This is a genomic window from Streptomyces sp. NPDC007088 (assembly GCF_042869355.1).
Taxonomy (GTDB): Bacteria; Actinomycetota; Actinomycetes; order Streptomycetales; family Streptomycetaceae; genus Streptomyces.
Map to the genome: position 1 here is coordinate 80,501 of NZ_JBIAFO010000022.1, position 23,439 is coordinate 103,939.

The window sequence follows — 23,439 nt, forward strand, 5'->3', positions numbered from 1 at the left end:
CCATCCTGACGAGGGAAGCGAGTGAGCGCTCCATCGCCTCGCTCCCCCTTTTCTCCACTCTTCACGGCACCCCCCTTTTTTCTCGTCTCCAGGAGACCTACATGGCTGCCTCGCGCACTCAGGCAAGACCGAGACCACCACGAAGAACCCTTGTGGGCACCGTGGTGCTCGCCCTGACCGGAGCGCTTCTGGCGTTCCTTCCCGCGACCGCCGCACAGGCCGCACCCGTGCTGCTCTCGCAGGGCAAGAACGTCACCGCCTCCAGTCAGGAGAACGTCGGCACTCCGGCGGTCAACGCGGTCGACGGGGACAACGGCACCCGCTGGTCGAGCGCCAGCAGCGACCCGCAGTGGATCAAGGTCGACCTCGGCTCGACGGCCTCCGTCAGCCAGGTGGTCCTGCGCTGGGAGACCGCGTACGCGAAGGGCTACCGGGTCGAGTTCTCCACGGACGACCAGAACTGGACCTCGAAGTACTCGACGACCACCGGCAACGGGGGCGTCGAAACGCTGAACCTGAGCGGGGACGCGCGCTACGTCCGGGTGTACGGGACGGCCCGCGCCACCCAGTACGGCTACTCGCTCTGGGAGTTCCAGGTCTTCGGCTCCACCGGGGGTGGCGGCACCGACCCGTCGGGGCCGATCACCGGCGGCGGGGACCTCGGTCCCAACGTGAAGGTGTTCTCCCCTTCCACCCCGAACATCCAGCAGCAGGTGGACGCGATCTTCCAGCAGCAGGAGTCGGCGCAGTTCGGCAACGGGCGCTACGCGCTCCTGTTCAAGCCGGGCACGTACAACAACCTGAACGCGCAGATCGGGTTCTACACCTCGATCGCGGGCCTCGGGCTCAAGCCGGACGACACGACCTTCAACGGTGACGTGACCGTCGACGCGGGCTGGTTCAACGGCAACGCGACGCAGAACTTCTGGCGTTCGGCCGAGAATCTGGCGCTCAACCCGGTCAACGGCACCGACCGCTGGGCCGTCGCCCAGGCCGCGCCCTTCCGCCGGATGCACGTCAAGGGCGGTCTGAACCTCGCGCCCAACGGCTACGGCTGGGCGAGTGGCGGCTACATCGCCGACAGCAAGATCGACGGCACGGTCGGCCCGTACTCGCAGCAGCAGTGGTACACCCGCGACAGCTCCGTGGGCGGCTGGACCAACGGCGTGTGGAACATGGTGTTCTCCGGTGTCGAGGGCGCGCCCGCCCAGGGCTTCCCGAACCCGCCGTACACCACGCTGCAGAACACCCCGGTCTCCCGGGAGAAGCCCTTCCTCTACCTGGACGGCAACGACTACAAGGTGTTCGTCCCGGCCAAGCGCACCAACGCGCGCGGCGTCTCCTGGGCCGGCACCCCGCAGGGCCAGTCGCTGCCGCTGAGCCAGTTCTACGTGGTCAAGCCCGGCGCGACCGCGGCGACCATCAACCAGGCGCTCGACCAGGGCCTGAACCTGCTGTTCACCCCGGGCGTCTACCACCTCAACCAGACCATCGACGTCAAGCGCGCCAACACCGTGGTCCTCGGTCTCGGGCTCGCGACGATCATCCCGGACAACGGGGTCACCGCGATGAAGGTCGCGGACGTGGACGGCGTGAAGCTGGCCGGTTTCCTCATCGACGCCGGACCGGTCAACTCGCCCACCCTGCTGGAGATCGGTCCGCAGAACTCCTCCGCGGACCACGCGGCCAACCCCACCTCGCTGCAGGACGTGTTCGTCCGCATCGGCGGCGCCGGCCCCGGCAAGGCGACCAACAGCGTCGTCGTGAACAGTGACGACGCGATCATCGACCACACCTGGCTCTGGCGGGCCGACCACGGCTCCGGTGTCGGCTGGGAGACCAACCGCGCCGACTACGGGCTGACCGTCAACGGGGATGACGTCCTCGCGACCGGTCTGTTCGTCGAGCACTTCAACAAGTACGACGTGCAGTGGAACGGTGAGCGCGGCCGCACGATCTTCTTCCAGAACGAGAAGGCGTACGACGCGCCCAACCAGGCCGCCATCCAGAACGGTTCGACGCGGGGGTACGCGGCCTACAAGGTCGCCGACTCGGTGAACACGCACGAGGGCTGGGGGCTCGGCAGCTACTGCAACTACACCTCCGACCCGGGCATCGTCCAGGAGCACGGCTTCCAGGCCCCGGTGAAGCCGGGCGTCAAGTTCCACGACCTGCTGGTCGTGTCGCTCGGCGGGATGGGCCAGTACAACCACGTCATCAACAGCACGGGTTCGGCCACCTCGGGCACCTCCACGGTGCCGTCGACGGTGACCTCCTTCCCGTAGACGGCCGTTGACGGTGCCCGCCCGCCACGTCGGGCGGGCACCGCCCAAGGGCGCGCGAAGTGAGGGCCGGCCCCGGCGGGGGCCGGCCCTCACGTCTCACGTGCTCGCGCGGATCACGAGCCGGGTGGGCAGTTGCCGCACGGGAGGCTCGCCCCCGGCCGGGGCGGTGCGGTGGTCGAGCAGGAGGGAGGCGGCGGTCTCCCCCTTGAGCACGGTCGGCTGGTGCACGGTGGTGAGCGGTACCGGCGCCCGCACGGCCTCGACACTGTCGTCGTAGCCCACGACCGCCAGGTCCTCGGGCACCCGCAGCCCGGCGGCGAGCGCCGCTTCCACGGCGCCGTGGGCGAGGCTGTCGCTGAGGGCGAGGACCGCGCCGGGAGCGGCTCCCGGGGCGGCGAGCAGTTCCGCGACGGCGGCCCGCCCGGCCGCCGGGTCGAGGGTGCCGCACTCGATCACCAGCAGGTCCTCCAGGGGCAGGCCCGCGCCCGTCCACGCGTCCCGGTAACCGGTCAGCCGGGCCCGGACGATGGCGCTCGTGGTGGCGAGCGCCCGGTGCCAGGGCACCGGCCCGAGGCGGGGCTGGAGCAGGAGCCGGTCCACGAGGACGACGGCCCTGCGGTGCCCGCGTTCGAGGAGGTGGCGGGCGGCCGCGAGGGCCCCGCCGTGGTCGTCCACGGTCACGAAGCCGGCCCAGGCACCGCCGAACCGCTCCCGCCCGACCCGGGGGCCGGGCGAGTCGACGGCGAGCACGGGCAGGGCCCGGCGGGCCACCACGTCGAGCCCCGGGTGATCCTCCTCGACGCTGTAGAGCAGAACGGCGTCGACCACCGCTCTCTCCAGGGCGGCCAGCGGTCCGCGGGCGACCCGCTCCGGCGGTTCCGCGTCCCACCGGCGCAGCGGCCCCGCGGAGGGGGGCAGGGCGAGCAGGGTCATGGTGGTGGCGCGCCGCTGGAAGGTGCGCGCCACCCCCTTCAGGAAGGGCACGGCGTCCGGGTCGCCGAAGGCGTTCTCCAGGGCGGTGGGCAGGACGACGCCGAGGGTGCCGGTGCGGCCCCGGCGCAGCGAGGCCGCGGCCGGGTCGGGACCGGCGTAGCCGACCTCCTCGACGGCGCGCAGGACGCGCTCGGACATGCCGGCGGAGAAGCGTCCGGTGCCGTTGAGCACGTTGGACACGCTCATGACGGAGACACCCGCGGCGCGCGCCACGTCCTTCAGGGTCGCCATCTCTTACTCCCGGTCCGGTCGTCTTGCTGCTCGGTCCCAGCCTATGACACTGTGCTGTATCGATACATTTACTGGCCGCTGCGCCCCTCGCGTACCGGCACGGCAGAAGGAATGCGGGTTGTGACCAGCCAGAAGGAACGCATGCTCGCGGGCGAGCTGTACCGTGCGGACGATCCCGAGCTGTCCGCGGACGCCCTGCGGGCGGCGCTGCTGAGCGAGCGGTTCAACTCCTCCTCGGCGAGTGAGCCCGAGGCGCGGCGCACGGCGCTCGCGGAGCTGCTCGGGGAGCTGGGCGAGGGGGCGGAGATCCGTCCGCCGCTACGGGTGGACTACGGCTACGGAATCCGCGTGGGGGCGGGTACCTTCGTCAACTTCGGCGCCGTCTTCCTGGACGTGGCCCCCATCACCATCGGCGCGGACGTGCAGATCGGCCCGAACGTGCAGCTCCTGACGCCCACGCACCCGGTGGAGCCGGAGGCCAGGCGGGCCAAGTGGGAGGCGGCGGAGCCGATCAGCATCGAGGACAACGTGTGGCTGGGCGGCGGGGTGATCGTCTGTCCCGGGGTGAGCATCGGGGAGAACACGGTGGTGGGCGCGGGGGCCGTCGTCACCAGGGACCTGCCGGCGAACGTCGTGGCGGTGGGCAATCCGGCCCGTGTGGTGCGCCGGCTCGACGGCGCCGGCAGGGCCGGGGGCACCGCTCCGTCCGAGAGCGGGTCACCGGAATGAGCGGCCGGGGGGAGGAAGCGGCGGCACCGCGGGGCGCGGGCCGTAGCGCGGCGACCTCACGCCGGCGGGCCGCCCTGTTCACCCTGTTCGTGGTCAACGGTGTCGTGATGGCCTCGTGGGTGACGCGCACGCCGGCCATCCGTGACGAGATCGGGGCCTCGACCGCCGGGATGGGCGCGGTCATCTTCGGCCTCTCGGTGGGCGCGATGATCGGCGTCCTGAGTTCGGGCACCGGGGTGGCGCGTCTCGGCGGGCGGAGGGTCAGCGCGATCGGTGTCGCCGCGTCCTGCGTGGCACCGCTGGTGCTCGGCGCGGGCGCGGCCACCGGCAGCGCGCCCGTGGTGTTCGCGGGGCTGCTGGTGTTCGGCGGTGGCACGGGGCTGATGGAGATCGCGGTCAACGTGGAGGGGGCCGCCCTGGAGAAGGTGCTGGGCCGCCCGGTGCTTCCGGCGCTGCACGGCTGCTACAGCGCGGGGACGGTGGCCGGTGCGGGGCTCGGCATCCTGCTGACCTCGCTCGGCTTCCCGGTCACCTGGCACCTGTGGGGCGTCGCCCTGCTGTGCGTCCCGTGCGCCGGGTGGGCGATCCGGCAGATCCCGGCGGGGACGGGGCGCGTCGAGGCGGCGGCCCGTGCGCGGGGGCGGGGCCGCGAGAGCCGGGGCCCCTCGGTCTGGCGGGAGCGCCGTACGGTGCTGCTGGGCCTGATCGTGCTGGGCATGGCGCTGACCGAGGGGTCGGCGAACGACTGGCTGCCGCTGATCATGGTGGACGGTTACGAGCTGAACGCGGCCACGGGTTCGCTCGTGTACACCTTGTTCGCCGCCTCGATGGCGGCGGGCCGTTTCCTGGGCGAGCCGGTGCTCGCCCGGCTGGGCCGCACCGTGGTGGTGCGGATCAGCGCCGCGCTCGCGACGGCGGGCATCCTCGTGGTCGCCCTCGCGCCGAACGCGGTGTTCGCCGCGTGCGCGGTGGTGCTGTGGGGGCTCGGTGCCTCGCTCGGCTTCCCGGTCACCCTGTCGGCGGCCGGTGACGGCACGGACGGCGCCTCGGCGGCCCGGGTCGGCGCGGTGGCCACCACGGGCTACCTCGCCTTCCTCGCGGGTCCGCCCTCGCTGGGCCTGCTCGGCGAGCACGTGGGCCTGCGCCCGGCGATGCTCTCGGTCGCCGTCGTGGCCCTGCTGGCGGGCACCCTGGCCGCGGCGACGGCGCCGCCCCGAGCGGCGAGGGAGGAGGACGGGGCGCGCCTGCCGGCGCAGGACGCGGGCCGGGGCCCGGCGGGGCTCGCACCCGGCGTCCTGGCGCCCGGCGAACCGCTGGAGCGCGAACCGGTGTCCCGGAAGCGGACGGAACCCTAGCGGGACGACCGCCGGCCGTGGGCCCTCGCCGCGTCGCGCGGCGGGGGCCCCGTCGTTTTCCGCGGCTGTCGCGGCGCGGTGGCCCCCGGCAGCCCGCACGGCGCCCCGGTCACGCCCCGTCCGAACTGGGGATTGGCCGGCAGCCTCCACACCACCCGCCGGCCACTCGCCCGCCGCGCCGGGGTTTCGTCCTCCCCACCCGGACCTCCGAGACGACCGGACGCCCCTATAGCGCTACCGCAGCCTGCATGCGTTTGCCTTTATAGCGCGCACGCAAGTATTGTCGACGCTCGTAAGCGGCTACCGCTTTTCTTGGACTTCTGGAAGGTACCTCCCCATGCCTCTGGCACTCCTGGCCCTGGCCATCGGGGCCTTCGGTATCGGCACGACCGAATTCGTGATCATGGGCCTGCTCCCCGACGTCGCGAGTGATTTCGGGGTCTCCGTGCCCACCGCGGGGCTCCTGGTGACGGGCTACGCACTCGGCGTCCTCGTCGGGGCGCCGATCATGACCCTCCTCGGCACCAAGGTGCCGCGCAAGCGCATGCTGATGCTGCTGATGGCGCTCTTCGTGATCGGCAACGTCGTCTCCGCCCTCGCGCCCGCCTTCGGCGTCCTGCTCGTCGGTCGCGTCATCGCCTCCTTCGCCCACGGCGCCTTCTTCGGCATCGGCTCGGTCGTGGCCGCCGGACTCGTCCCGCCCGCCAAACGGGCCAACGCGATCGCGCTGATGTTCACCGGGCTCACGGTCGCCAACGTCGTCGGCGTACCGCTCGGCACCTTCATCGGGCAGGCCGCCGGCTGGCGCGTCACCTTCCTCGTGGTGGCCGCCCTCGGCCTCGTGGGCCTGCTGGGCATCCTGCGGCTCGTCCCGGAACTGCCGAAGCCCGAGGGGGTGCGGCTGCGCCACGAGCTGGGTGCGCTGGGCAACGTCCAGGTGGTCCTCGCGATGGCGATGACCGTACTCGGCTTCGGCGGCGTCTTCGCCGCGGTGACCTACATCGCCCCGATGATGACCGAGGTCGCCGGGTACGCCGACTCCTCCGTGACCTGGCTGCTGGTGCTGCTGGGCGCCGGAATGGTGGCCGGCAATCTGGTGGGCGGCCGGTTCGCCGACCGCCGGCTGATGCCGATGCTGTTCACCGCGCTCGGCGGCCTCACCGTGGTGCTGGCCCTGTTCACGACGACGGCCCACGACAAGACCTCGGCAGCCGTGACGCTCTTCCTGATCGGCGCGCTCGGCTTCGCCACCGTCCCCCCGCTGCAGAAGCGGGTCCTCGACCAGGCCGCGGGCGCCCCCACACTGGCCTCCGCCGTCAACATCGGGGCCTTCAACCTCGGGAACGCCCTCGCGGCCTGGCTCGGGGGCCTCGTCATCAGCGCGGGCTTCGGCTACACCGCGCCCAACTGGGTGGGCGCCGCACTCGCCCTGTCCGCACTGCTCGTGGCGTTCCTCTCCGCGTGGCTGGAGCGGGCCGGACGCCCCGGCGTGACGCCGGTGCCGGCAGCGCGCCCGTCCGCGTCGAACAGCCTCTGCGGCGACCAGCCGCAGACGGGCTCGGGGCCCGTCGCCGAGGCGCCGGCCCCGAGCGGGGCCGTCCGTCCCTGACCGCCCCTCCCGCCCGCCCCGGCGGACGGGACCACCCCTTTACCGTCCCTCACCGAAAGAACAGTTGAGAAGGTCATGCACACCATCCCCACCGTCACCCTGAACAACGGCGTGACCATGCCGCAGCTCGGCTTCGGCGTCTTCCAGGTCCCCGACGAGGAGACCACCGCCGCCGTCGCCACCGCGCTGGAGGCGGGTTACCGCAGCATCGACACGGCCGCGGTCTACGGCAACGAGAAGGGCGTGGGCCGCGCGCTCGCCGCCTCGGGAGTCTCCCGCGAGGATCTCTTCGTCACCACCAAGCTGTGGAACGAGGACCAGGGGTACGACGCGACGCTGCGCGCCTTCGACGCGAGCCTTGAGCGGCTCGGCCTCGACCACGTCGACCTGTACCTGATCCACTGGCCCACCCCGGCCCGTGACCTGTACGTCGAGTCGTACCGCGCCCTGGAGAAGCTGCTCTCCGACGGCCGGGCCCGTGCCATCGGGGTGTCCAACTTCCAGCCGGCGCACGTCGAGCGTCTCATCGCCGAGACGGGTGTCGTGCCCGCCGTCAATCAGGTGGAGCTGCACCCCGGGCTGCAGCAGCGTGAGCTGCGGGCGACGCACGCGCGGCACGGTATCGCCACGGAGGCGTGGAGCCCGCTCGCGCAGGGCGCCCTGCTCAAGGAGGAGGCGATCGCGTCGATCGCCGCGCGCCTGGGCCGCACCCCGGCCCAGGTGGTCCTGCGCTGGCACCTGCAGAGCGGCAACATCGTCATCCCCAAGTCGGTGACCCCGAGCCGTATCCGGGAGAACCTGGACGTGTTCGGTTTCGAGCTGACCGGCGAGGACCTGGACGCGATCGCCGCCCTGGACCGCGGCATGCGCACCGGCCCGGACCCGGACACCCTGAACTAGCACCCGCACGGGGCGGGGCCGGAGTCAGGGACAGCCACCGGCCCCGCCCGAGGGCCCCACGGTCGGCGGCGCGATGACGACGTGTCCGCTCCCCCGCCGCCCTTGCGCGCCGACCGGCCCCCGCCCCCTCCTCGTCTTCGACCGGGGGGCGGGGGCCGGTCGGCGTCCGGAGGCAGAGCGGCCGGCTCAGTGGTCGGCGACGCTCAGCACGAGCTTGCCGCGCGTGCCTCCCGCCTCCAGCCTGGTGTGCGCGGCGGCGGCGTCCTCCAGTGGATGGACGTCGTCGACATGGACCCGCAGGGCCCCCTTCTCGACCAGCTGGGCGATACGGGAGAGCGCGGCCCCGTCCGGCTCCACGAGGATTCCGGTGGACCGCAGCCCGGCCCCGGCGGCCCGCTCGTGGATTCCGGAGCCCCCGCCGGAGGGCACCGTCACGAGCAGACCTCCGGGGCGCAGGACCCGCAGGGAGCGCTCGCTCGTGTCGTCCTTGGGGCCGACCAGATCCAGGACGGTGTCGACACCGGCGACCTCCTCCTCGAACCGGGTCGTGCGGTAGTCGAGGACCTCGTCGGCGCCGAGCGAGCGCAGCCACGCGTGCCGGGACGCGCTCGCCGTGGCGATCACGTGGGCGCCGAGATGGTGGGCGAGTTGCACGGCGAGGTGGCCGACTCCCCCGGCCCCGGCGTGCACGAGCAGGCGTTCGCCGCGCCGCAGCCGCGCCGTGTCGACAAGGGCCTGCCAGGCCGTGAGCGAGGCGAGCGGGAGCCCCCCGGCCTGCTCGAAGCTCAGCCCCGCGGGCTTCCGGGCGAACTGGCGGGCGGGGGCCGTCACGTACTCGGCGTAGGCACCGGCCGCGCGCGGGAACCAGGGCATGCCGAAGACCTCGTCTCCCGGCCGCAGGACGGTCACCCCGGCGCCGACCTCCTCGACGACCCCCGCGACGTCCCAGCCGGGTACGAGCGGCGGCTTCGCGAGGGCGGCGGCCGCACCGAGCCCCTGCCGGGTCTTGCCGTCGACCGGGTTGACGCCGGCGGCGCGGACCCGGACCAGGACCTCGGTCGGTACGGGCTCGGGGCGCGGGACGCGGGTGGACGTGAGCACCTCGGGTCCGCCGAAGTCGGTCTGGACGATGGCGCGCATGGTGCGGTCGGTCATGGCTGGCTGGTCCTTCGGGCGGTGGGCGGGCGGTCGGAGGAAGGGGCCGAGCGGGGCCGAAGATCCTCCCCGGCACTACTACCACGTGATCCGGGGACGGCGCCGGGGGGAGCGCGGGCGTGCCGGGCGGGGCCCGGCGGGGGAGGATGAGAGGCATGCTGCTGTCGAAGGTGGTGGAGGTGTCCGCGGCGGTCGCGGCGACCCGGGCGCGCACGGAGAAGACGGCGTTGCTGGCCGGGCTGTTCCGCGCGGCGGGTCCGCGGGACGCGCCGCTGGCCATCGCGTATCTCGCGGGCCGCCCTCCGCAGGGCCGCATCGGCGTCGGCTGGAGCAGTCTGCGCGCCGCGGTGGCGCCGGCCTCCGGTCCCTCGCTGACGCTGGAGGCGGTCGACACGGCTCTCACGGAGCTGGCGTCCGTGGGCGGCAAGGGGTCCCAGGAGGAGCGGCGCCGGCTGCTCGCGCTGCTGCTGGGCGCGGCGACCGAGCCCGAACAGAGGTTCCTCGTGGGCCTGCTGACCGGCGAGGTGCGCCAGGGAGCGCTGGACGCGATGGCCGTGGAGGGGCTCGCGGCGGCGGCCGGGGTGCCCGCCGAGGAGGTACGGCGTGCGGTGATGCTGCGCGGGGCGCTGGTCCCGGTGGCGCGGGCGCTGCTCGCGGAGGGGCGCGAGGCCCTGGCCGGTTTCCGGCTCACGGTGGGCAGGCCGGTGCAGCCGATGCTCGCGCGGTCCGCCAAGTCGGTCGCCGAGGCGGTGGGGGCGCTCGGCCCGTGCGCGGTCGAGGAGAAGCTGGACGGCATCAGGGTGCAGGTGCACCGGGAGGGGGACGCGGTCCGGGTGTGGACGCGCACGCTCGACGACATCACCGACCGGGTGCCCGAGGTGGTCGAGGCGGCGTTGACCCTGTCGGCGCGGCGCTGCGTCCTGGACGGCGAGGTGATCGCCTTCGACGCGGCGGGCCGGCCGCGTACCTTCCAGGAGATCGCCGGGCGGACCGGTTCCCGGGTGGACGTGAGCGCGGCGCGCGCCGCGGTGCCGCTGGCCCCGGTCTTCTTCGACGTGCTGCTGGTCGACGACCGTGAACTGCTGGAGGCGCCCGCCGTGGAGCGGCACGCGGCGCTCGCGGTGCTCGTTCCGCCGGAACTGCGGGTGCGCCGCTACGAGGTCGACGCCCCTCAGCAGCCCGGCGAGGTCGCGGCGGCGCGGGAGTTCCTGGAGAGGACCCTGGAGCGCGGGCACGAGGGGGTCGTGGTCAAGTCTCTGGACGCGCCGTACAGCGCGGGAAGGCGCGGCGCCGCCTGGCTCAAGGTCAAACCCGTGCACACGCTGGATCTGGTGGTGCTCGCCGCCGAGTGGGGGCACGGGCGGCGCACCGGAAAGCTGTCGAACCTGCACCTGGGGGCGCGTGACGGGGAGGGCGGCTTCGTCATGCTCGGCAAGACCTTCAAGGGGCTCACGGACGCGATGCTCGACGAGCAGACCCGCCGTCTGCTGGAGCGGTCCGTGTCGGACGACGGCCATGTCGTGCGGGTGCGGCCGGAGCTGGTGGCCGAGATCGCGTACGACGGACTGCAACGCTCCACCCGGTATCCGGCGGGCGTCACGCTGCGGTTCGCGCGGGTGGTGCGCTACCGGCCCGACAAGACCGCCGCCGAGGCCGACACCCTGGAGACGGTGCTGGACTTCGGCGCTCCGGCCGCGGACTGAAGGGCGTACCGTCCGCGATCCCGCCGGGGACTGTGGCATATGCCGACGGCACCAGCGGGTCGGGTCTTGCCAAATGCCTTACGGGACCGGAGGCGCTGTGCGAAAGTCGTACCGTCGTCACGCCCGAAGGGACGCCAACTCCGTTACGGGAGCGGGTATTCCACAGGTTTACCACTGCCTGAGGGGGTGAGGCCGCCCCGTCCCAGCTCCGCGGGGCGCCGCCAGCAACGGAGTCCCCATGCCGTCCCACGCGTTCACGGACCGCCCCGCGGCGGCCTCGCCCGAACCGGGACCGGTCGACGCCCTCATCGCCCAGGCCCGGCGCCTGCGCGGGGGCATGGACGCCGTGCGCGCGCGGCCGCAGGACCCGCGGGCCGACGAGACCAGGGCCCGCTGGCAGCGCGCCCTGTGCGAACTGGCGATGCACCATCTCGACGACCTCGACGGCCATCTCGCGCAGTTACGGGCGGGCGGGCCCCCGCCGGCACCGGCCGCGCGGCGCGAGCCGGCCGCTTCGCTGCTGCGCCGGGTCGGCAGCGCGGAGTGGAACCTGCTGACCGACGAGGTCAGTTGGTCGCCCGAGCTGTACGCGATCGTCGGTCGCGATCCGGCGACGCGGCCCCCCACGCTCGACGAACTCCCCTCTCTCGTCGTCCCCGAGGACCGGCCCCGCCTCACCACGATGGTGACGGGCTGCCTGATCGACGGGAAGCCGATCGACGGGGAGTTCCGCTTGACGCGCCCCGACAACAGCCCGCGCACCGTGCACATGACCGGTGAACCGGTACTCGACAGGGAGGGCGCCATTGTCTCGATGTGGGCGGTGGTGCGCGACGTGAGCGCGCTGCGACGCGGCGAACACGCGCTCCGCGAGTCCGGTCGCTCACTCGTCAGGCAGACCGGCGAGGAGCCGGCGGGCCGGCGGGCGGCCGCCGCTTTGCGCGAGGCCCTGCTCCCCGCCCGGCACGGCCCGCTGCGCTTCTCCCCCAGCGCCGCCCCGGGCCCCCTTGATCTCGCCGCGGTCCGGCTGCCCGCCACGGGGGGAGAACCGCCCGGCAGGCACTGGCACGAGGCCCTCGAACTGCCCGACGCACGCACGGTACTGGCCGCCGGTGAACTCACGGGCGGCGGAGCGCGGCTGACCGCCGCGACGGCCACCCTGCTCGGCGCGCTGCGCGGCACCGCCCTGGCCGGGATCGGCCCCGGCCAGGTGCTCGGCTGCCTCGACCAGCTGGTCGCGGCACAGGCCGGACCCACGCCCGGCAGTGCGCTGTGCTGCCGTTACGACCCACGGACGGGCCTGCTGACCTGGGCCCGTGCGGGACATGCCGCTCCCCTGCTGCTGCGGGGCGGGGAGGCGCGCGAACTGCCCGGCGCGCGAGGGCCCCTGCTCGGCGCCGCCTCCGTGGGAGGACACGCCGAGGCGGGAGAGCCCCTGCTCCCCGGCGACCTCGTCCTCCTGTGCACCGGAGGCTCCGTGCCGGACGGGGACGTCCTCGACCGTGTGCCGGCCCTCGCCACCGCGCGTACCGCACAGGACTGCGTGCGCCCGCTCACCGAGGAGTTCGCGTCCGTGGTGCGCGAGGACGACGCATACGTACTGGTCGCCCGGGTACGGGGCCGGGCGGGCTGAGGAGGCGGGACAAGCGGAGGAGGCCGCATACGACGACGGGCACGGGAGAGCCGCCCGGCGCCTCGGCACACCCGGCGTCCCCGGCGGCCGGGGTGTGCCCCACGACCGTCCCGGGCGGGCCGGGCCGGACCGAAGCGCCGCCTCCTGCCCTCCCGGGCCGTGTCAGGACGGCGGATACGCTCGCGGCCGCTCACGCCTCGGCCGCCCGGCCGCCCGTCCTCCCCTTGGCTCCCGGGCTCTTCGGCAGCACCAGCTGGATCTCCTCTCGAAGCTGGTCGATCCTCGGGTAGCCGGAGTACTGGGCGGTGAGCCGGTACATCTGACGCAGCCGGTCCCAGGTGCGGTGCGAGGAGGTCTCGCCGATGGACACGAGGGCCAGCCGCGCGTAGGTGTCGGCCTGTTCGGGGTCGTCGCCGAGCAGGGAGGCCGAGGCCATGGACAGGTAGTCGAAGATCTGGGAACGCTGCCGCTTGTCCGCGTTGCGCAGTTCCAGGGCCCGTTTGGCGTGGCGCTGGGCCACGGCGGCGGCGGAGGGGTCGTGCTCGGCGAGAGTGCGGTAGGCCAGGGCCTGCATGCCGTAGAGGTCCGCCTCGTCGAACATCTGCATCCAGCTGGGCGGCGGTGTGTCCGCCCGGTCGGAGACGAAGAGCTCCTCCGCCTCGCCGAGGGTCCTGCGCATGGCCTGCCCGCGCCCCATGGACGCCTGGGCCCACGCCTCGATGGTGTGGAGCATGGCGCGGGTGCGGGGCAGGGCCCGTTCGCCGGCCCCGGAGGAGGCGAGCTTCATCAGGTCCAGGGCCTCGCCGGGCTGCCCGAGATGGACCTTCTGACGGGCCGCGCGGGACAGGGCCTCTCCGGCGCGGGGCCGGTCGCCGCCCTCCCTGGCGGCGTGCGCGGCGATGAGGAAGTACTTCTGGGCGGTGGGTTCGAGGCCGACGTCGTGGGACATCCAGCCCGCGAGGACGGCGAGGTTGGCGGCGACGCCCCACAGGCGCCGCTGGAGGTGGTCGGGGTGGCGGTAGGCGAGCATGCCGCCCACCTCGTTGAGCTGTCCCACGACGGCCTTGCGCTGCAGGCCGCCGCCGCGGGAGGCGTCCCAGGCACGGAACACCTCCACGGAGCGCTCCAGTTCGTCGATCTCCTGGGAGCCGACCGGGGCCGCCTCGTAGCGGTCGAAGCCCGCGGGATCGGCGTGCAGAGGGTCGCCGACGCGCGGCGCGTCGGCCGCGAGTACGGGGTCGGTGTGAAGCCAGTCGTGCATGGCGTTGCTGAGTGCTGAGCCGGCGGCGAGCGCGGCGCCCGCACCCACCAAGCCGCGTCGGTTGAGCATGAGGTCCATTCCCGTGAATTCGGTGAGGAACGCAGCCGTCCGCTCAGGCGCCCACGGCACGCCGTCGGGATTGTCGTCGGTACTCCCGTCGGCGCGCTGTTTCCCCGCGCGCCCGCGCCGGACCAGACCGAGGTCCTCGATGGTCACGACACGGCCGAGACGCTCGGTGAACAGGGCGGCCAGCACCCTCGGCACGGGGTCGCGCGGGATCTCCCCGACCTCGATCCAGCGCCGCACCCGCGAGGTGTCGGTGGCCAGTTGGGGGTGGCCCATGGCCGCCGCCCGCCGGTTCACGAGTCTCGCGAGTTCGCCCTTGGACCAGCCGGCCAGGCCGAACAGGTCGTTCAGGCGGGTGTTGGGTTGTCCGCTCACGTCAAGCCCCCAGGTTCTCGGCTGATTTGACACTAACCGCCTGTCAGATGCGTCGCGACTATTCGCCAGGGTTCGCCAGGGTGCGCCAGATGGTGTGCCACAGGGGGACGGGTGTCGGGTAGGAACGCGCCACCCCGACCCGGTTTCCGGTCGGCACTCCCCAGGGTGCCCGGCCCTCCGGGCCGGGGCCGGCGCGGTAACTCATCGGCCCACGAAGGGACCTGCCCCGCCCATGTACACAGCATCGTCCTCCGTGTCCGCGCCGCCGAGGCCGCCGCGGGTCCGCCAGCCGGGCGCCCCCTACCTGGACCCGGCGCGGCCGGCCGGGGCCCCCTTCGCCGCGGGCCGGGCCCGTCGGGCGCCGGGCCTCGTGGGGAGCCAGCAGCCCAGCGGCCGTCTCGACCTCTCCGGCGCGCAGGGCGCCCAGTTGCGCACCGCGGTGAGCGCCGTGCACCGGATCTGCCCGGAGTTCCACCCCGCGCAGGTACTGCGCCGCAGCGGCCGCTCGGTGCTGCTGGTCGGCACGACCGGGCGAACCGCCGTGGTCGCGAAGTGTTTACTGGACCACTCACCGGTGTGGGCCGAGCACATCCGGCACGAGATAGCCGCTTACCGCTCCTTCGTGCGGCAGCGTCCGCCGGTGCGGGCGCCCCGGCTCGTGGCGGCCGATCCCGAGCAGGGGGTACTGGTGATCGAGCGGATGCCGGGCCGGCCCGCCGCCGGCCGCCGGCATCCGGTGCAGGCCCCCGCCCGCGGGGACGTACGGGCCGCGCTCGCCGCGGTGTGCCGGCTCAACGCCTGGCAGCCGGCTCCGCACACCTTCGACGCGCCGCTGGACTACGCGGCGCGCCTCAACCGCTACCACGAGCTGGGGCTGCTGACCGACCGTGACCTGGGCGACCTGCAGAAACTGCTGCACGGGATCGCGACGAGCGCGGGCCGCGGCGGCCTGGCCCAGTTCAACCACGGCGACGCGCTGCTGACCAACGTGCTGCTCTCCCCCGCGGGCCCGGTGCTCGTCGACTGGGACCAGGCCGGCTGGTACCTGCCGGGCTACGACCTCGCGACGCTGTGGTCGGTACTGGGTGACGCGCCCGACGTACGCCGGCAGATCGCCCAGTTCGCGCAGTCCACGGGCCCCGCCGCCCGGGACGCCTTCCTCATCAACCTCATGCTGGTCCTCACCCGCGAGATCCGCACCTACGAGTCCGCGGTCCAGCGCACGATGCACGAGACGGCACCCGCCGCCGTTCCCGGAGTGCCCAGCTCGGGCGAGGAACAGCGGCTCCTGCTGCGCAGGCTGCACGACGACTGCGCGACGGCCCGCAACGCGGTGCGCGCGGCGGTCGGCACCCGCTGAACGCCGTCGACCGGCGAGGTGAGCCCGCGGCGCCTTCGGCCGCGGGCCCCGGCGCCCGACCCGCCCTCGCCCCCTGGGCCGCCCCGTACGCGGACGCCTCTCACCGGGCGCGCGGCACCATGCGCTTGCACAGAACCCCGGCCCCGTCGAGAATCCCGGGATGAACAGCCAGGCTCCTCCTCGGTCCGCCCCCGACCTGTCCGTCATACCCACGCTGGTCGGTGAGCGCACCGTGTTGCGCCCCTTCACCCCGGCCGACCTCCCGCGGATCAGCGCGATCGTGCGCGAGCCCGAGGTGGGCCGTCTGACGGGGGCGGCCGGAGTGGTCTTCGACGACGAGCGACTGCGCACCTTCTACGCGCGGGCCGTCGACGCCCCGGACCGGCTGGACCTCGCGATCACCGACCGCGCCGACGGGCGACTGGTCGGGGAAGCCGCGCTGTACGAGTGGGACGCGCGCAACCGCGGCTGCGTCTTCCGCATCCTCGTGGGCGCCGCGGGCCGCGGCAGAGGGATCGGCACGGAGGCCACCGAGCTGATCGTCGGCCACGCCTTCGGGCGACTGGGCATGCACCGGGTGGCGCTGGAGGTGCTGCCCTTCAACACGCGCGCCCGCCACGTATACGAAAAGCTCGGCTTCGTCGTCGAGGGGCGGCGGCGCGCCTCGCTGTTCCAGGACGGCGTATGGGTCGACTGGGTGACGATGTCGGTCCTCGCTCCGGAGTGGCGGGCCGGCCGAACGTCATTGGTCCACTCCACTGGTACTTCACAGGACCATCCCTGACATGGGAAATCCTTGCCCTGGTACGTGATTGACGGATCGTCGGACAGCCGGTACCACTGGCACGTCCGGACCCGAAGTCCCATCGCGCACCATCTCCCCACAGGAGGCTGTCTTGCGAGGAATTCCCCCTGTCCGCGGCAGACGCAGGACGGCGGCCGTCGTCGCCTCGTCCGCGCTGCTTCTCCCGCTGCTGACCGCGGTGCCGTCCGGCGCCGCGGCCCCGCGCCCCGCGCAGCGCCTCCAGGACGCCTTCGCGGCGGCCTCCGCGGCCTACCACGTACCGCAGAGCGTGCTTCTCGGTGTGTCGTACCTCCAGTCCCGCTGGGACGAGCACGGCGGGGCGCCGAGCGTGAGCGGCGGCTACGGCCCCATGCACCTCACCGACGCCGTGACGGCGCTGGCCGGCGCCGGGCATCACAGCGAGGGGACCGAGGACCCGCGCGGCGACAGCTCGCGTGCCGCTCTGCGCCCGCGGCACGAGGCGCCGAAGGCCGCGGAACTGCCCGCCCGCCTCAAGACGCTGGGGAAGGCGGCGAAGCTCACCGGGAGGCCCGCCGCGACGCTGCGCACGGACGCCGCCGCGAACGTGGCCGGCGGGGCGGCGCTGCTGGCGCGGGCCCAGCGCGCGCAGGGCCGGCCGCTGAGCGCCGACCCCGCCGACTGGTTCGGGGCGGTCGCGGCGTTCTCGGGCGCCGGGGATAGGGCCACGGCCGCCTCCTACGCCCAGGACGTCTTCTCCGTCATCCACGACGGGGAGAGCCGCACGACGGACGCCGGTCAGCGCGTGCTGCTGAAGGCCGACCCGCGTGCCGAGGCGGACCCGGCCCAGTTGCGCGGCACGGGGCTGCGTCCGGCCGGCAAGAGCGAGGCCGAGTGTCCGCGCACCGTGTCCTGTACGTGGGTGCCCGCACCGTACGAGGAGTTCGGCGAGGGCGACTACGGCAACCACGATCTCGCCGACCGGCCCAAGGACCAGACGATCGACTCGATCGTCATCCACGACACCGAGGCCGACTGGGAGACGACGCTCGGCCTGGTCCAGGACCCCACGTACCTGGCCTGGCACTACTCCGTCCGCTCCACCGACGGCCTGATCGCGCAGCACGTGCGGACCAAGGACGTCGGCTGGCACGCGGGCAACTGGTACGTCAACGCGAAGTCGATCGGCGTCGAGCACGAGGGCTTTCTGACCTCGCCGGACGCGTGGTACTCGGAGGCCATGTACCGGACCTCCGCGCGGCTGGTCGCCTATCTCGCCAAGCGCTACGACATCCCGCTGGACCGCCAGCACGTCCTGGGGCACGACAACGTGCCGGCGACGACCACCTCGGGCATCCCCGGGATGCACACCGACCCGGGCCCCTACTGGGACTGGGCGCACTACTTCGCGCTGATGGGCAAGCCCTTCCACCCCACGGCCGGGCCGGGCGCGCAGGTCGTCACGGTGCTTCCCCGGTACGCGAGGAACCGTCCGCAGTACACGGGCTGCACGGCTGCCGGGGAGGCGTGTCCCTCGCACGGGTCGAGCGAGCTGTGGCTGCGCACGGCCCCCTCGGACGACGCCCCGCTGGTCAAGGACATCGGCCTGCGGCCCGGCGGTCAGGACTCGACCACCGGTGTCAACGACCTCGGCTCGCGGGTGTCCACCGGCCAGCAGTTCGCGGTGGCCGGGCGCCAGGGTGACTGGACGGCCGTGTGGTACCTCGGCCAGAAGGCGTGGCTGAAGAACCCGCGCAAGGCCCCGACGGCGGTGCCGGCGAAGGCGCTCGTGATCACGCCGAGGGCGGGGCGCGAGGACGTCCCCGTCTACGGCAGGGCCTATCCGGAGGCGGCGGCCTACCCGGCGGGGATCACCCCGCAGGCGCTCTCCCCGTTCTCGTACAAGCTGCCCGCCGGTCAGCGGTACGTCGCGGGCGCGAAGGTGCACGGCGAGTACTTCTACTCCCCGACCTTCGACACGGCGGGACATCAGGTGGTGCGCGGGAAGAACACGTACTACGAGATCCAGTTCGGCCACCGCGTCGCGTACGTGAACGCGGACGACGTCCAGGTGACGGACGCGCGGCACTGATCCACGGCGGCGTCGCGCCCGTAGCGGGCGTGAACGCGTGAGCGGCCGGTCCGGGGCAGCAGGCTCCGGGCCGGCCGTCGGCGTGCCTCCGCTCGCGCCGCGCGCGCTCAGCCCTGCTGGAACATCTCGGCGGGCAGCGGCTTGAGCAGGGTGTACAGATCGTCGGTGATCGGCCGGTCCCAGGCGGCGATGGTCACCAGGACGTTGTCGCTGCGGTCGAACTGCACGCAGGAGATCCGGCTCTCGGAGAGCTTGAGGCGGCGCACGATCAACAGGTTGTCGCCCTGCATGACGGGCATGTCCTCGACGCCCACGACCTCGACGTCCTCGTCGTTCTCCAGCGCGAGAAGAAGCTGCGCGACCTCGAAGGGCACCTGATTGTCGGCCAGCTCCCGGGCCGGGGAGCCCTCGGGCAGGTTACCGATGATCATCGCGGGGCCCCGGCCGCCGAAGAGGTCGTAGCGCAGGAAGACCCCCTGGCAGCTGCCGTCGGGAGCGGGCAGGAGTCCGGCGCCAAGGTTCCCGGGCCAGTCCCCGGGGTCCATGGCCAGGACGTCGAACGCGGGGCCCGCGGGCGTGGCGGGGTTGCGGCGGCGGAGGAAGGACATGCCGCCATGGTACGTGCCCGGGAGGCGTGACCGGCGGGCACCCCTGCGTGACGAGACCCGGTCCGCGACGGCGTGTTCCCGTGCGGCGCCCGGGGCGTCGGCGGCGCAGCGGGCCCGGGACGGCGTCGTGCGCGCGGGTCCGGGTGCTGCGGCGCGGACCCGCGCGCAACCCTCGTGAAACATCACTCTCACCCTGCACTTCAGGGTGAGAGTGCGGAGCTTGAGGGGTGCGGGCGAAAGGTGCCGCGCGGGACGGGAGCCGGATGTCGCAGCACCCGCCCCGCGTCCCGACGGAGACCTCGACCGGGAGCCTGAAGCGACCGCGCTACGAGGGGGAGCCCTCGCGGGGGCTCCCGGCGCCCTCACGTCGGCTGGACTTCCGTGCCGAGCCCGCGGACGAGGTGTTCGTGGAGTTGTTCCGGCGCTGCCTGGAGGGAAGCCTTGACTCGGCCTCCGCGCGGGAGGCCGTGGAGCTGGGCGCGCGGGAACAGGCCCGGCGGGACGTGGGGTTCTGTCGCGACACGATGCCCGGCGAGCGCGCGTGGTGGCGGGTGGCCCGCGACGCCGCGGGGCGACGGCCGGTTTCGCCGTGCCCTCGCGCAACCACGAGCACCCCGTCGTCGGCTACCCCGGTGTGCTGCCCGAGCACCGGGGGCACGGGTACGCCCAGGAGCTGCTGGGCGAGGTCATCCGGGTGCTCGTGGCCGAGGCCGGTGCGCGGCTCGTGCGCGCCGACACCGACCTCGGGAACACGCCGACGGCCGCCGCCTTCGAACGGCCGGCTACGTCGACCACTCGCGGCGGCTGGTGCCGTCCGCGGCCTGAGGCGGTCCCCGGCGGGGCTCAGGCCGCGGAGGCGTCGGCGTCCTCGTCCTGTTCCTCGGCCTGCGCGGGCGGGACGACCGCGACCGGCGCGGCGGCGTGCAACAGCACGGCCTGGGTGACGGAACCGAGGATGCGGCCGGGCTGGAGCAGTCGCCTGCGGTGGCGGCCCACCACGACGAGTTCGGCGTCCGCCGAGGCGGCGACGAGGTGACCCGCCGCGTCCCCGGCGGCGACCGAGACGAGCACGTCGACCTTCGGGTGGGCGGCGCGGTGGCGGTCGACCACCCCCTGCGCCAGGGCGAGACACTCGTTCTCCGCGGCCTCCTGGTCCTCGACGGAGGGGGTGTAGTCGCCGAGCGCGGTCCACGCGAGAGCGGGCCAGGGGTAGGCCGAGACCACGTGCAGCACGGCGCCGCGCAGAGCCGCCTCCTCGAAGCCGAACTCGACGGCCCTCTCGTCGGTGACGTCGGCGGGAAGGCCCAGAACGACGCGCGGCCCCGGCGCCACCTCCATCGCCATGTCCTCGGGGACCGCGCGTCCGGGCCGCGGTACGACCACGACGGGGCAGGCCGCCTCGCGCGCCGCGGCCATGCCGTTGGAGCCGAGCAGCAGGCTCGCGAATCCGCCCCGCCCGCGCGAGCCGAGGACGAGCAGCTGACCGTCCGCGCCCATCTCGGGCAGGACGGCCTCGGGAGCACCCTCGACGGTGACGAACTCCAGGGGCGGCAACTGGGTCCGCTCGCCGAGGCTCTGGCGCAACCGGTCGAGCACCGGGTCGCCGACCGGCTCCTCCCCCGCCGCCAGCACCTCGGGCTGGGCCCAGGCCGCGTACTGGCGTACGTGCGCGATCCGCAGGACGCTGCCGCGCGTCCGCGCCGCCCCGATCGCCCAGTCCAGGGCCCGCAGACTGTCTTCCGAGCCGTCCACCGCGGCCAGTACCGGCAGGTCACTCATGTTCTTCCTCGTTCCCGGCGCGCGCCGTCCCCGGCACGCGCCATGATCGGTCCTCCGGCCAAGCCTCGCTCAGCGGGGGCCAGGAAGGGGAGAGCCGAAGGGCCCGTGTCGGGGCGCGTCCTCCTCCCGCGCGCTGGGCCGCACGCGGGCGCCCGGTGCGTCCAGGAAGGGCAGCACGTGGGCGAGGAAGGTTTCGGGACGGGTGGCGTGCACGAGGTGACCGGCGTCGACCGTGACGAGCCGGGCGCCGGGTATCCGCTCGGCGAGCGCGGCCACGGACGCCTGGTCGACGACGCTGTCCGGCCCTCCGGCGATCATGAGGACCGGCAGGTCGATCCGGTCCATGCGCCGCCACCACGCCGGGTCGGGCAGGTTGCGGGGGCGCTCGGTGGCGAGAACCATGCGCCAGTCGAAGGAGAGGGGGCCCTCGGGCCGTGCGGGCGGCGGCCGGGGCGGATCGAGCGGGAGCGGCGCGGGCACGTCCTCCAGGACGAGGCTGCGCATCAGGCGCGGCCGGTCCTGGGCGAGCAGACAGGCGACGAGTCCGCCCATCGAGTGGGCGAGGACGTCGACGCGGGTGAGCCCGAGGGCGCCGAGGAAGGCGTACACGTCGTCGCGCATCAGTTCGTACGAGTACTCGCCGGGCCAGGTGCTCGCCCCGTGTCCGCGCAGGTCGAGGGCGTAGACCCGGCGCCGGTCGGCGAGCGCGCCGAGTACGGGCCGCCAGTCGGTTCCGCTCTCGCCCCGGGCGTGCAGGAGGAGGAGCGGGGGCGCGTCTTCGGGGCCCGCGACCCGGTAGGCGAGGGTGATGCCGTGGGCGCGCAGGGTCCTGGGCTGGTCCGCGGGGTGCTGATTCATGGCAGAGTCCTCCCCCTCCGCGCCGCCGGTCAGACATCGAGGCGCGGACGGCGCCGCCCCGGTACCGGGGCGGTCCTGGCCCGCGGGCGCGGACGGGCCGTCAGACTCCGAGCGCGGCCATCGCCGCGTTGTGCCCCGGAACGCCGCTGACGCCTCCGCCCCGGACGGCACCCGCCCCGCACAGGAACACGTTGGGCTGTTCCGTCTCGACGCCCCAGCGGCCGGTGTGTTCGCCGGCGTGGGGGAAGGCGAGGTCACGGTGGAAGATGTGGCCGCCGGGCAGCCGCAGCTCCCGCTCCAGATCCTGCGGGGTCCTCGCCTCGACGCACGGCCGTCCCTCCGCGTCGACGGCGAGGCAGTCGGCGAGTGGTTCGGCGAGGTGGGCGTCCAGTCCCGCGAGAGTCGCGCGCAGCAGGGCCTCCTTGCGCTTCTCGTGGTCCCCGCCGAACAGCCGAGCGGGGGTGTGCAGGCCGAAGAGGGTGAGGGTGTGGTGCCCGCTCGCGGCGAGGGAGGGGCCGAGGATGCCCGGGTCGGTGAGCGAGTGGCAGTAGAGCTCGCAGGGCGGGACGGCGGGCGGCTCGCCGGCTCGGGCCTGCCCGTACGCGGCCCGGAGGCCGGCGTAGCCCTCGTCGACGTGGAAGGTCCCCGAGAAGGCCTCGCGGGGATCGACCGAGGTGTCGCGCAGTCGGGGCAGCCGGGTGAGCAGCATGTTGACCTTGAGCTGGGCTCCCTCGGGGGCCGGCGGCGCGGCCCGCCCGAGCAACCGGGCGAGGGTCTGGGGCGGGGCTCCGGACAGGACCTGGCGGGTGCCGGTGCGCCCTTCTCCGGCGGCCGACCGCCAGTGCACCTGCGCCGTCCGTCCGTCGGTGTCGACACGGATTGCCTCGTGGCCGGTGACGATCTCGGCCCCGGCCCCGCGCGCGGCGTCGGCGAGGGCGGTCGTGAGGGCGCCCATGCCGCCCACGGGCACGTTCCAGTCGCCCGTGCCCCCGCCGATCACGTGGTAGAGGAAGCAGCGGTTCTGTCTCAGTTGCGGGTCGTGGGCGTCGGCGAAGGTGCCGATGAGCGCGTCGGTCAGGACGAGGCCGCGTATCAGGTCGTCCTCGAAGGTCGCCTCGACGACCCTGCCGAGCGGCTCCTCGAACAGCGCCCGCCAGGCGTACGCGTCACCGATCCGTGCGCGCAGCGCGGCGCGCGAGGGCAGGGGCTCGGTGAGGGTGGGGAACACGGCACGGGCCACGCGCGCCGTCATCCCGTAGAACTCCCGCCAGGCGCGGTGGGCGCGGTCGTCCCCCGTGAGCGCGGCGAATCCGGCCCGGTTGCGTCCCTCGTCGCGGGTGACGAGCAGTCCGGTGGGGCGGCCGTCGCGGACGGTGGGGGTGTAGGAGGAGACCGCGCGGGTGCGGACCCGGAAGTCGAGGCCGAGGTCGTCGACGATCTTCCGGGGCAGCAGGCTCACGAGATAGGAGTACCGGGACAGCCGTGCGTCCAGGCCGGCGAAGACGCGGGAGGACACGGCGGCGCCACCGGTGTGCGGGAGCCGTTCGAGGACGAGGACCATGCGGCCGGCGCGGGCCAGGTAGGCGGCGGCGACCAGGCCGTTGTGGCCGCCGCCGACGATGATCGCGTCGTACGCCTCACGGCTGGGCCCCGGGGGCGGGGCGGGGGGCGCGGTGTCGGCCAT

Annotated in this window: 17 protein-coding genes and 1 pseudogene; 11 read left to right on the forward strand and 7 right to left on the reverse strand. The window is 73.9% G+C overall.

What is annotated here, in order from left to right; all coding sequences use genetic code 11:
- The first annotated feature begins 101 nt into the window (after positions 1-101).
- Positions 102-2,285: a discoidin domain-containing protein gene (locus ACFYMP_RS27195; RefSeq protein ID WP_388862444.1), complete on the forward strand. Its 2,184-nt coding sequence runs from the start codon at positions 102-104 to the stop codon at positions 2,283-2,285.
- Between the two features lie 96 nt (positions 2,286-2,381).
- Here ACFYMP_RS27195 and ACFYMP_RS27200 read toward each other — a convergent pair whose 3' ends face one another.
- Entirely contained in the window at positions 2,382-3,509 is a 1,128-nt protein-coding gene (locus tag ACFYMP_RS27200; RefSeq protein WP_388862446.1) for a LacI family DNA-binding transcriptional regulator, read from the reverse strand.
- Between the two features lie 111 nt (positions 3,510-3,620).
- Here ACFYMP_RS27200 and ACFYMP_RS27205 point away from each other — a divergent pair, with 111 nt between their 5' ends.
- From ACFYMP_RS27205 to ACFYMP_RS27220, 4 genes are all read left to right on the forward strand, one after another.
- On the forward strand, positions 3,621-4,238 hold the full coding sequence (locus ACFYMP_RS27205) for a sugar O-acetyltransferase (protein WP_388862448.1): 618 nt from the start codon (positions 3,621-3,623) through the stop codon (positions 4,236-4,238).
- Complete coding sequence (locus ACFYMP_RS27210) at positions 4,235-5,593, forward strand: MFS transporter (protein WP_388862450.1); 1,359 nt, start codon at positions 4,235-4,237, stop codon at positions 5,591-5,593. The genes ACFYMP_RS27205 and ACFYMP_RS27210 overlap by 4 nt, the downstream gene beginning before the upstream one ends.
- 337 nt (positions 5,594-5,930) lie before the next feature.
- Complete coding sequence (locus ACFYMP_RS27215) at positions 5,931-7,202, forward strand: MFS transporter (protein ID WP_388862452.1); 1,272 nt, start codon at positions 5,931-5,933, stop codon at positions 7,200-7,202.
- 75 nt (positions 7,203-7,277) lie between these two features.
- Entirely contained in the window at positions 7,278-8,102 is an 825-nt protein-coding gene (locus ACFYMP_RS27220; RefSeq protein WP_388862454.1) for an aldo/keto reductase, read from the forward strand.
- A 186-nt stretch (positions 8,103-8,288) separates the two neighbouring features.
- Here the strand turns inward: ACFYMP_RS27220 and ACFYMP_RS27225 are convergent, their stop codons facing one another.
- Positions 8,289-9,257, reverse strand: a complete 969-nt coding sequence (locus tag ACFYMP_RS27225) for an NADP-dependent oxidoreductase (protein ID WP_388862456.1) — start codon at positions 9,255-9,257, stop codon at positions 8,289-8,291.
- Positions 9,258-9,412: 155 nt separating this feature from the next.
- On the opposite strand from ACFYMP_RS27225, the gene ACFYMP_RS27230 reads away from it, so the two are divergent.
- Together ACFYMP_RS27230 and ACFYMP_RS27235 are read left to right on the forward strand one after the other, a co-directional pair.
- Positions 9,413-10,960, forward strand: a complete 1,548-nt coding sequence (locus ACFYMP_RS27230) for an ATP-dependent DNA ligase (RefSeq protein WP_388862458.1) — start codon at positions 9,413-9,415, stop codon at positions 10,958-10,960.
- A gap of 238 nt (positions 10,961-11,198) precedes the next feature.
- Positions 11,199-12,593 carry a SpoIIE family protein phosphatase gene (locus ACFYMP_RS27235; protein WP_388862460.1) on the forward strand — a complete coding sequence of 465 codons (1,395 nt, stop codon included), beginning with the start codon at positions 11,199-11,201 and terminating at the stop codon, positions 12,591-12,593.
- 190 nt (positions 12,594-12,783) lie between these two features.
- Here the strand turns inward: ACFYMP_RS27235 and ACFYMP_RS27240 are convergent, their stop codons facing one another.
- Complete coding sequence (locus tag ACFYMP_RS27240) at positions 12,784-14,295, reverse strand: hypothetical protein (protein WP_388862462.1); 1,512 nt, start codon at positions 14,293-14,295, stop codon at positions 12,784-12,786.
- Positions 14,296-14,527: 232 nt separating this feature from the next.
- Here ACFYMP_RS27240 and ACFYMP_RS27245 point away from each other — a divergent pair, with 232 nt between their 5' ends.
- The 3 genes from ACFYMP_RS27245 (at position 14,528) to ACFYMP_RS27255 (ending at position 18,510) form a co-directional block, all read left to right on the forward strand.
- Positions 14,528-15,655, forward strand: coding sequence for an aminoglycoside phosphotransferase family protein (locus ACFYMP_RS27245; RefSeq protein ID WP_388862464.1), 1,128 nt, complete (start codon positions 14,528-14,530; stop codon positions 15,653-15,655).
- 160 nt (positions 15,656-15,815) lie between these two features.
- The gene (locus ACFYMP_RS27250; RefSeq protein WP_388862466.1) at positions 15,816-16,439 is read left to right on the forward strand and encodes a GNAT family N-acetyltransferase; all 624 of its coding nucleotides are present in this window, start codon (positions 15,816-15,818) and stop codon (positions 16,437-16,439) included.
- Positions 16,440-16,551: 112 nt separating this feature from the next.
- Positions 16,552-18,510 carry an N-acetylmuramoyl-L-alanine amidase gene (locus ACFYMP_RS27255; RefSeq protein ID WP_388862467.1) on the forward strand — a complete coding sequence of 653 codons (1,959 nt, stop codon included), beginning with the start codon at positions 16,552-16,554 and terminating at the stop codon, positions 18,508-18,510.
- A gap of 107 nt (positions 18,511-18,617) precedes the next feature.
- Here ACFYMP_RS27255 and ACFYMP_RS27260 read toward each other — a convergent pair whose 3' ends face one another.
- Positions 18,618-19,118: a hypothetical protein gene (locus ACFYMP_RS27260; RefSeq protein WP_388862469.1), complete on the reverse strand. Its 501-nt coding sequence runs from the start codon at positions 19,116-19,118 to the stop codon at positions 18,618-18,620.
- 589 nt (positions 19,119-19,707) lie between these two features.
- Between ACFYMP_RS27260 and ACFYMP_RS27265 the strand changes: the two are divergent.
- Positions 19,708-19,884: pseudogene (locus tag ACFYMP_RS27265) on the forward strand (GNAT family N-acetyltransferase); the annotation flags it as partial.
- Positions 19,885-19,961: 77 nt separating this feature from the next.
- Here the strand turns inward: ACFYMP_RS27265 and ACFYMP_RS27270 are convergent.
- From ACFYMP_RS27270 to ACFYMP_RS27280, 3 genes are all read right to left on the reverse strand, one after another.
- A complete protein-coding gene (locus ACFYMP_RS27270) occupies positions 19,962-20,897 on the reverse strand; it encodes a universal stress protein (protein WP_388862471.1) in 936 nt (311 codons plus the stop codon).
- Positions 20,898-20,966: 69 nt separating this feature from the next.
- On the reverse strand, positions 20,967-21,755 hold the full coding sequence (locus ACFYMP_RS27275) for an alpha/beta fold hydrolase (RefSeq protein WP_388862473.1): 789 nt from the start codon (positions 21,753-21,755) through the stop codon (positions 20,967-20,969).
- A 100-nt stretch (positions 21,756-21,855) separates the two neighbouring features.
- Positions 21,856-23,439 (reverse strand): phytoene desaturase family protein, encoded by a 1,584-nt coding sequence (locus ACFYMP_RS27280; RefSeq protein WP_388862475.1) that lies wholly within the window; start codon positions 23,437-23,439, stop codon positions 21,856-21,858.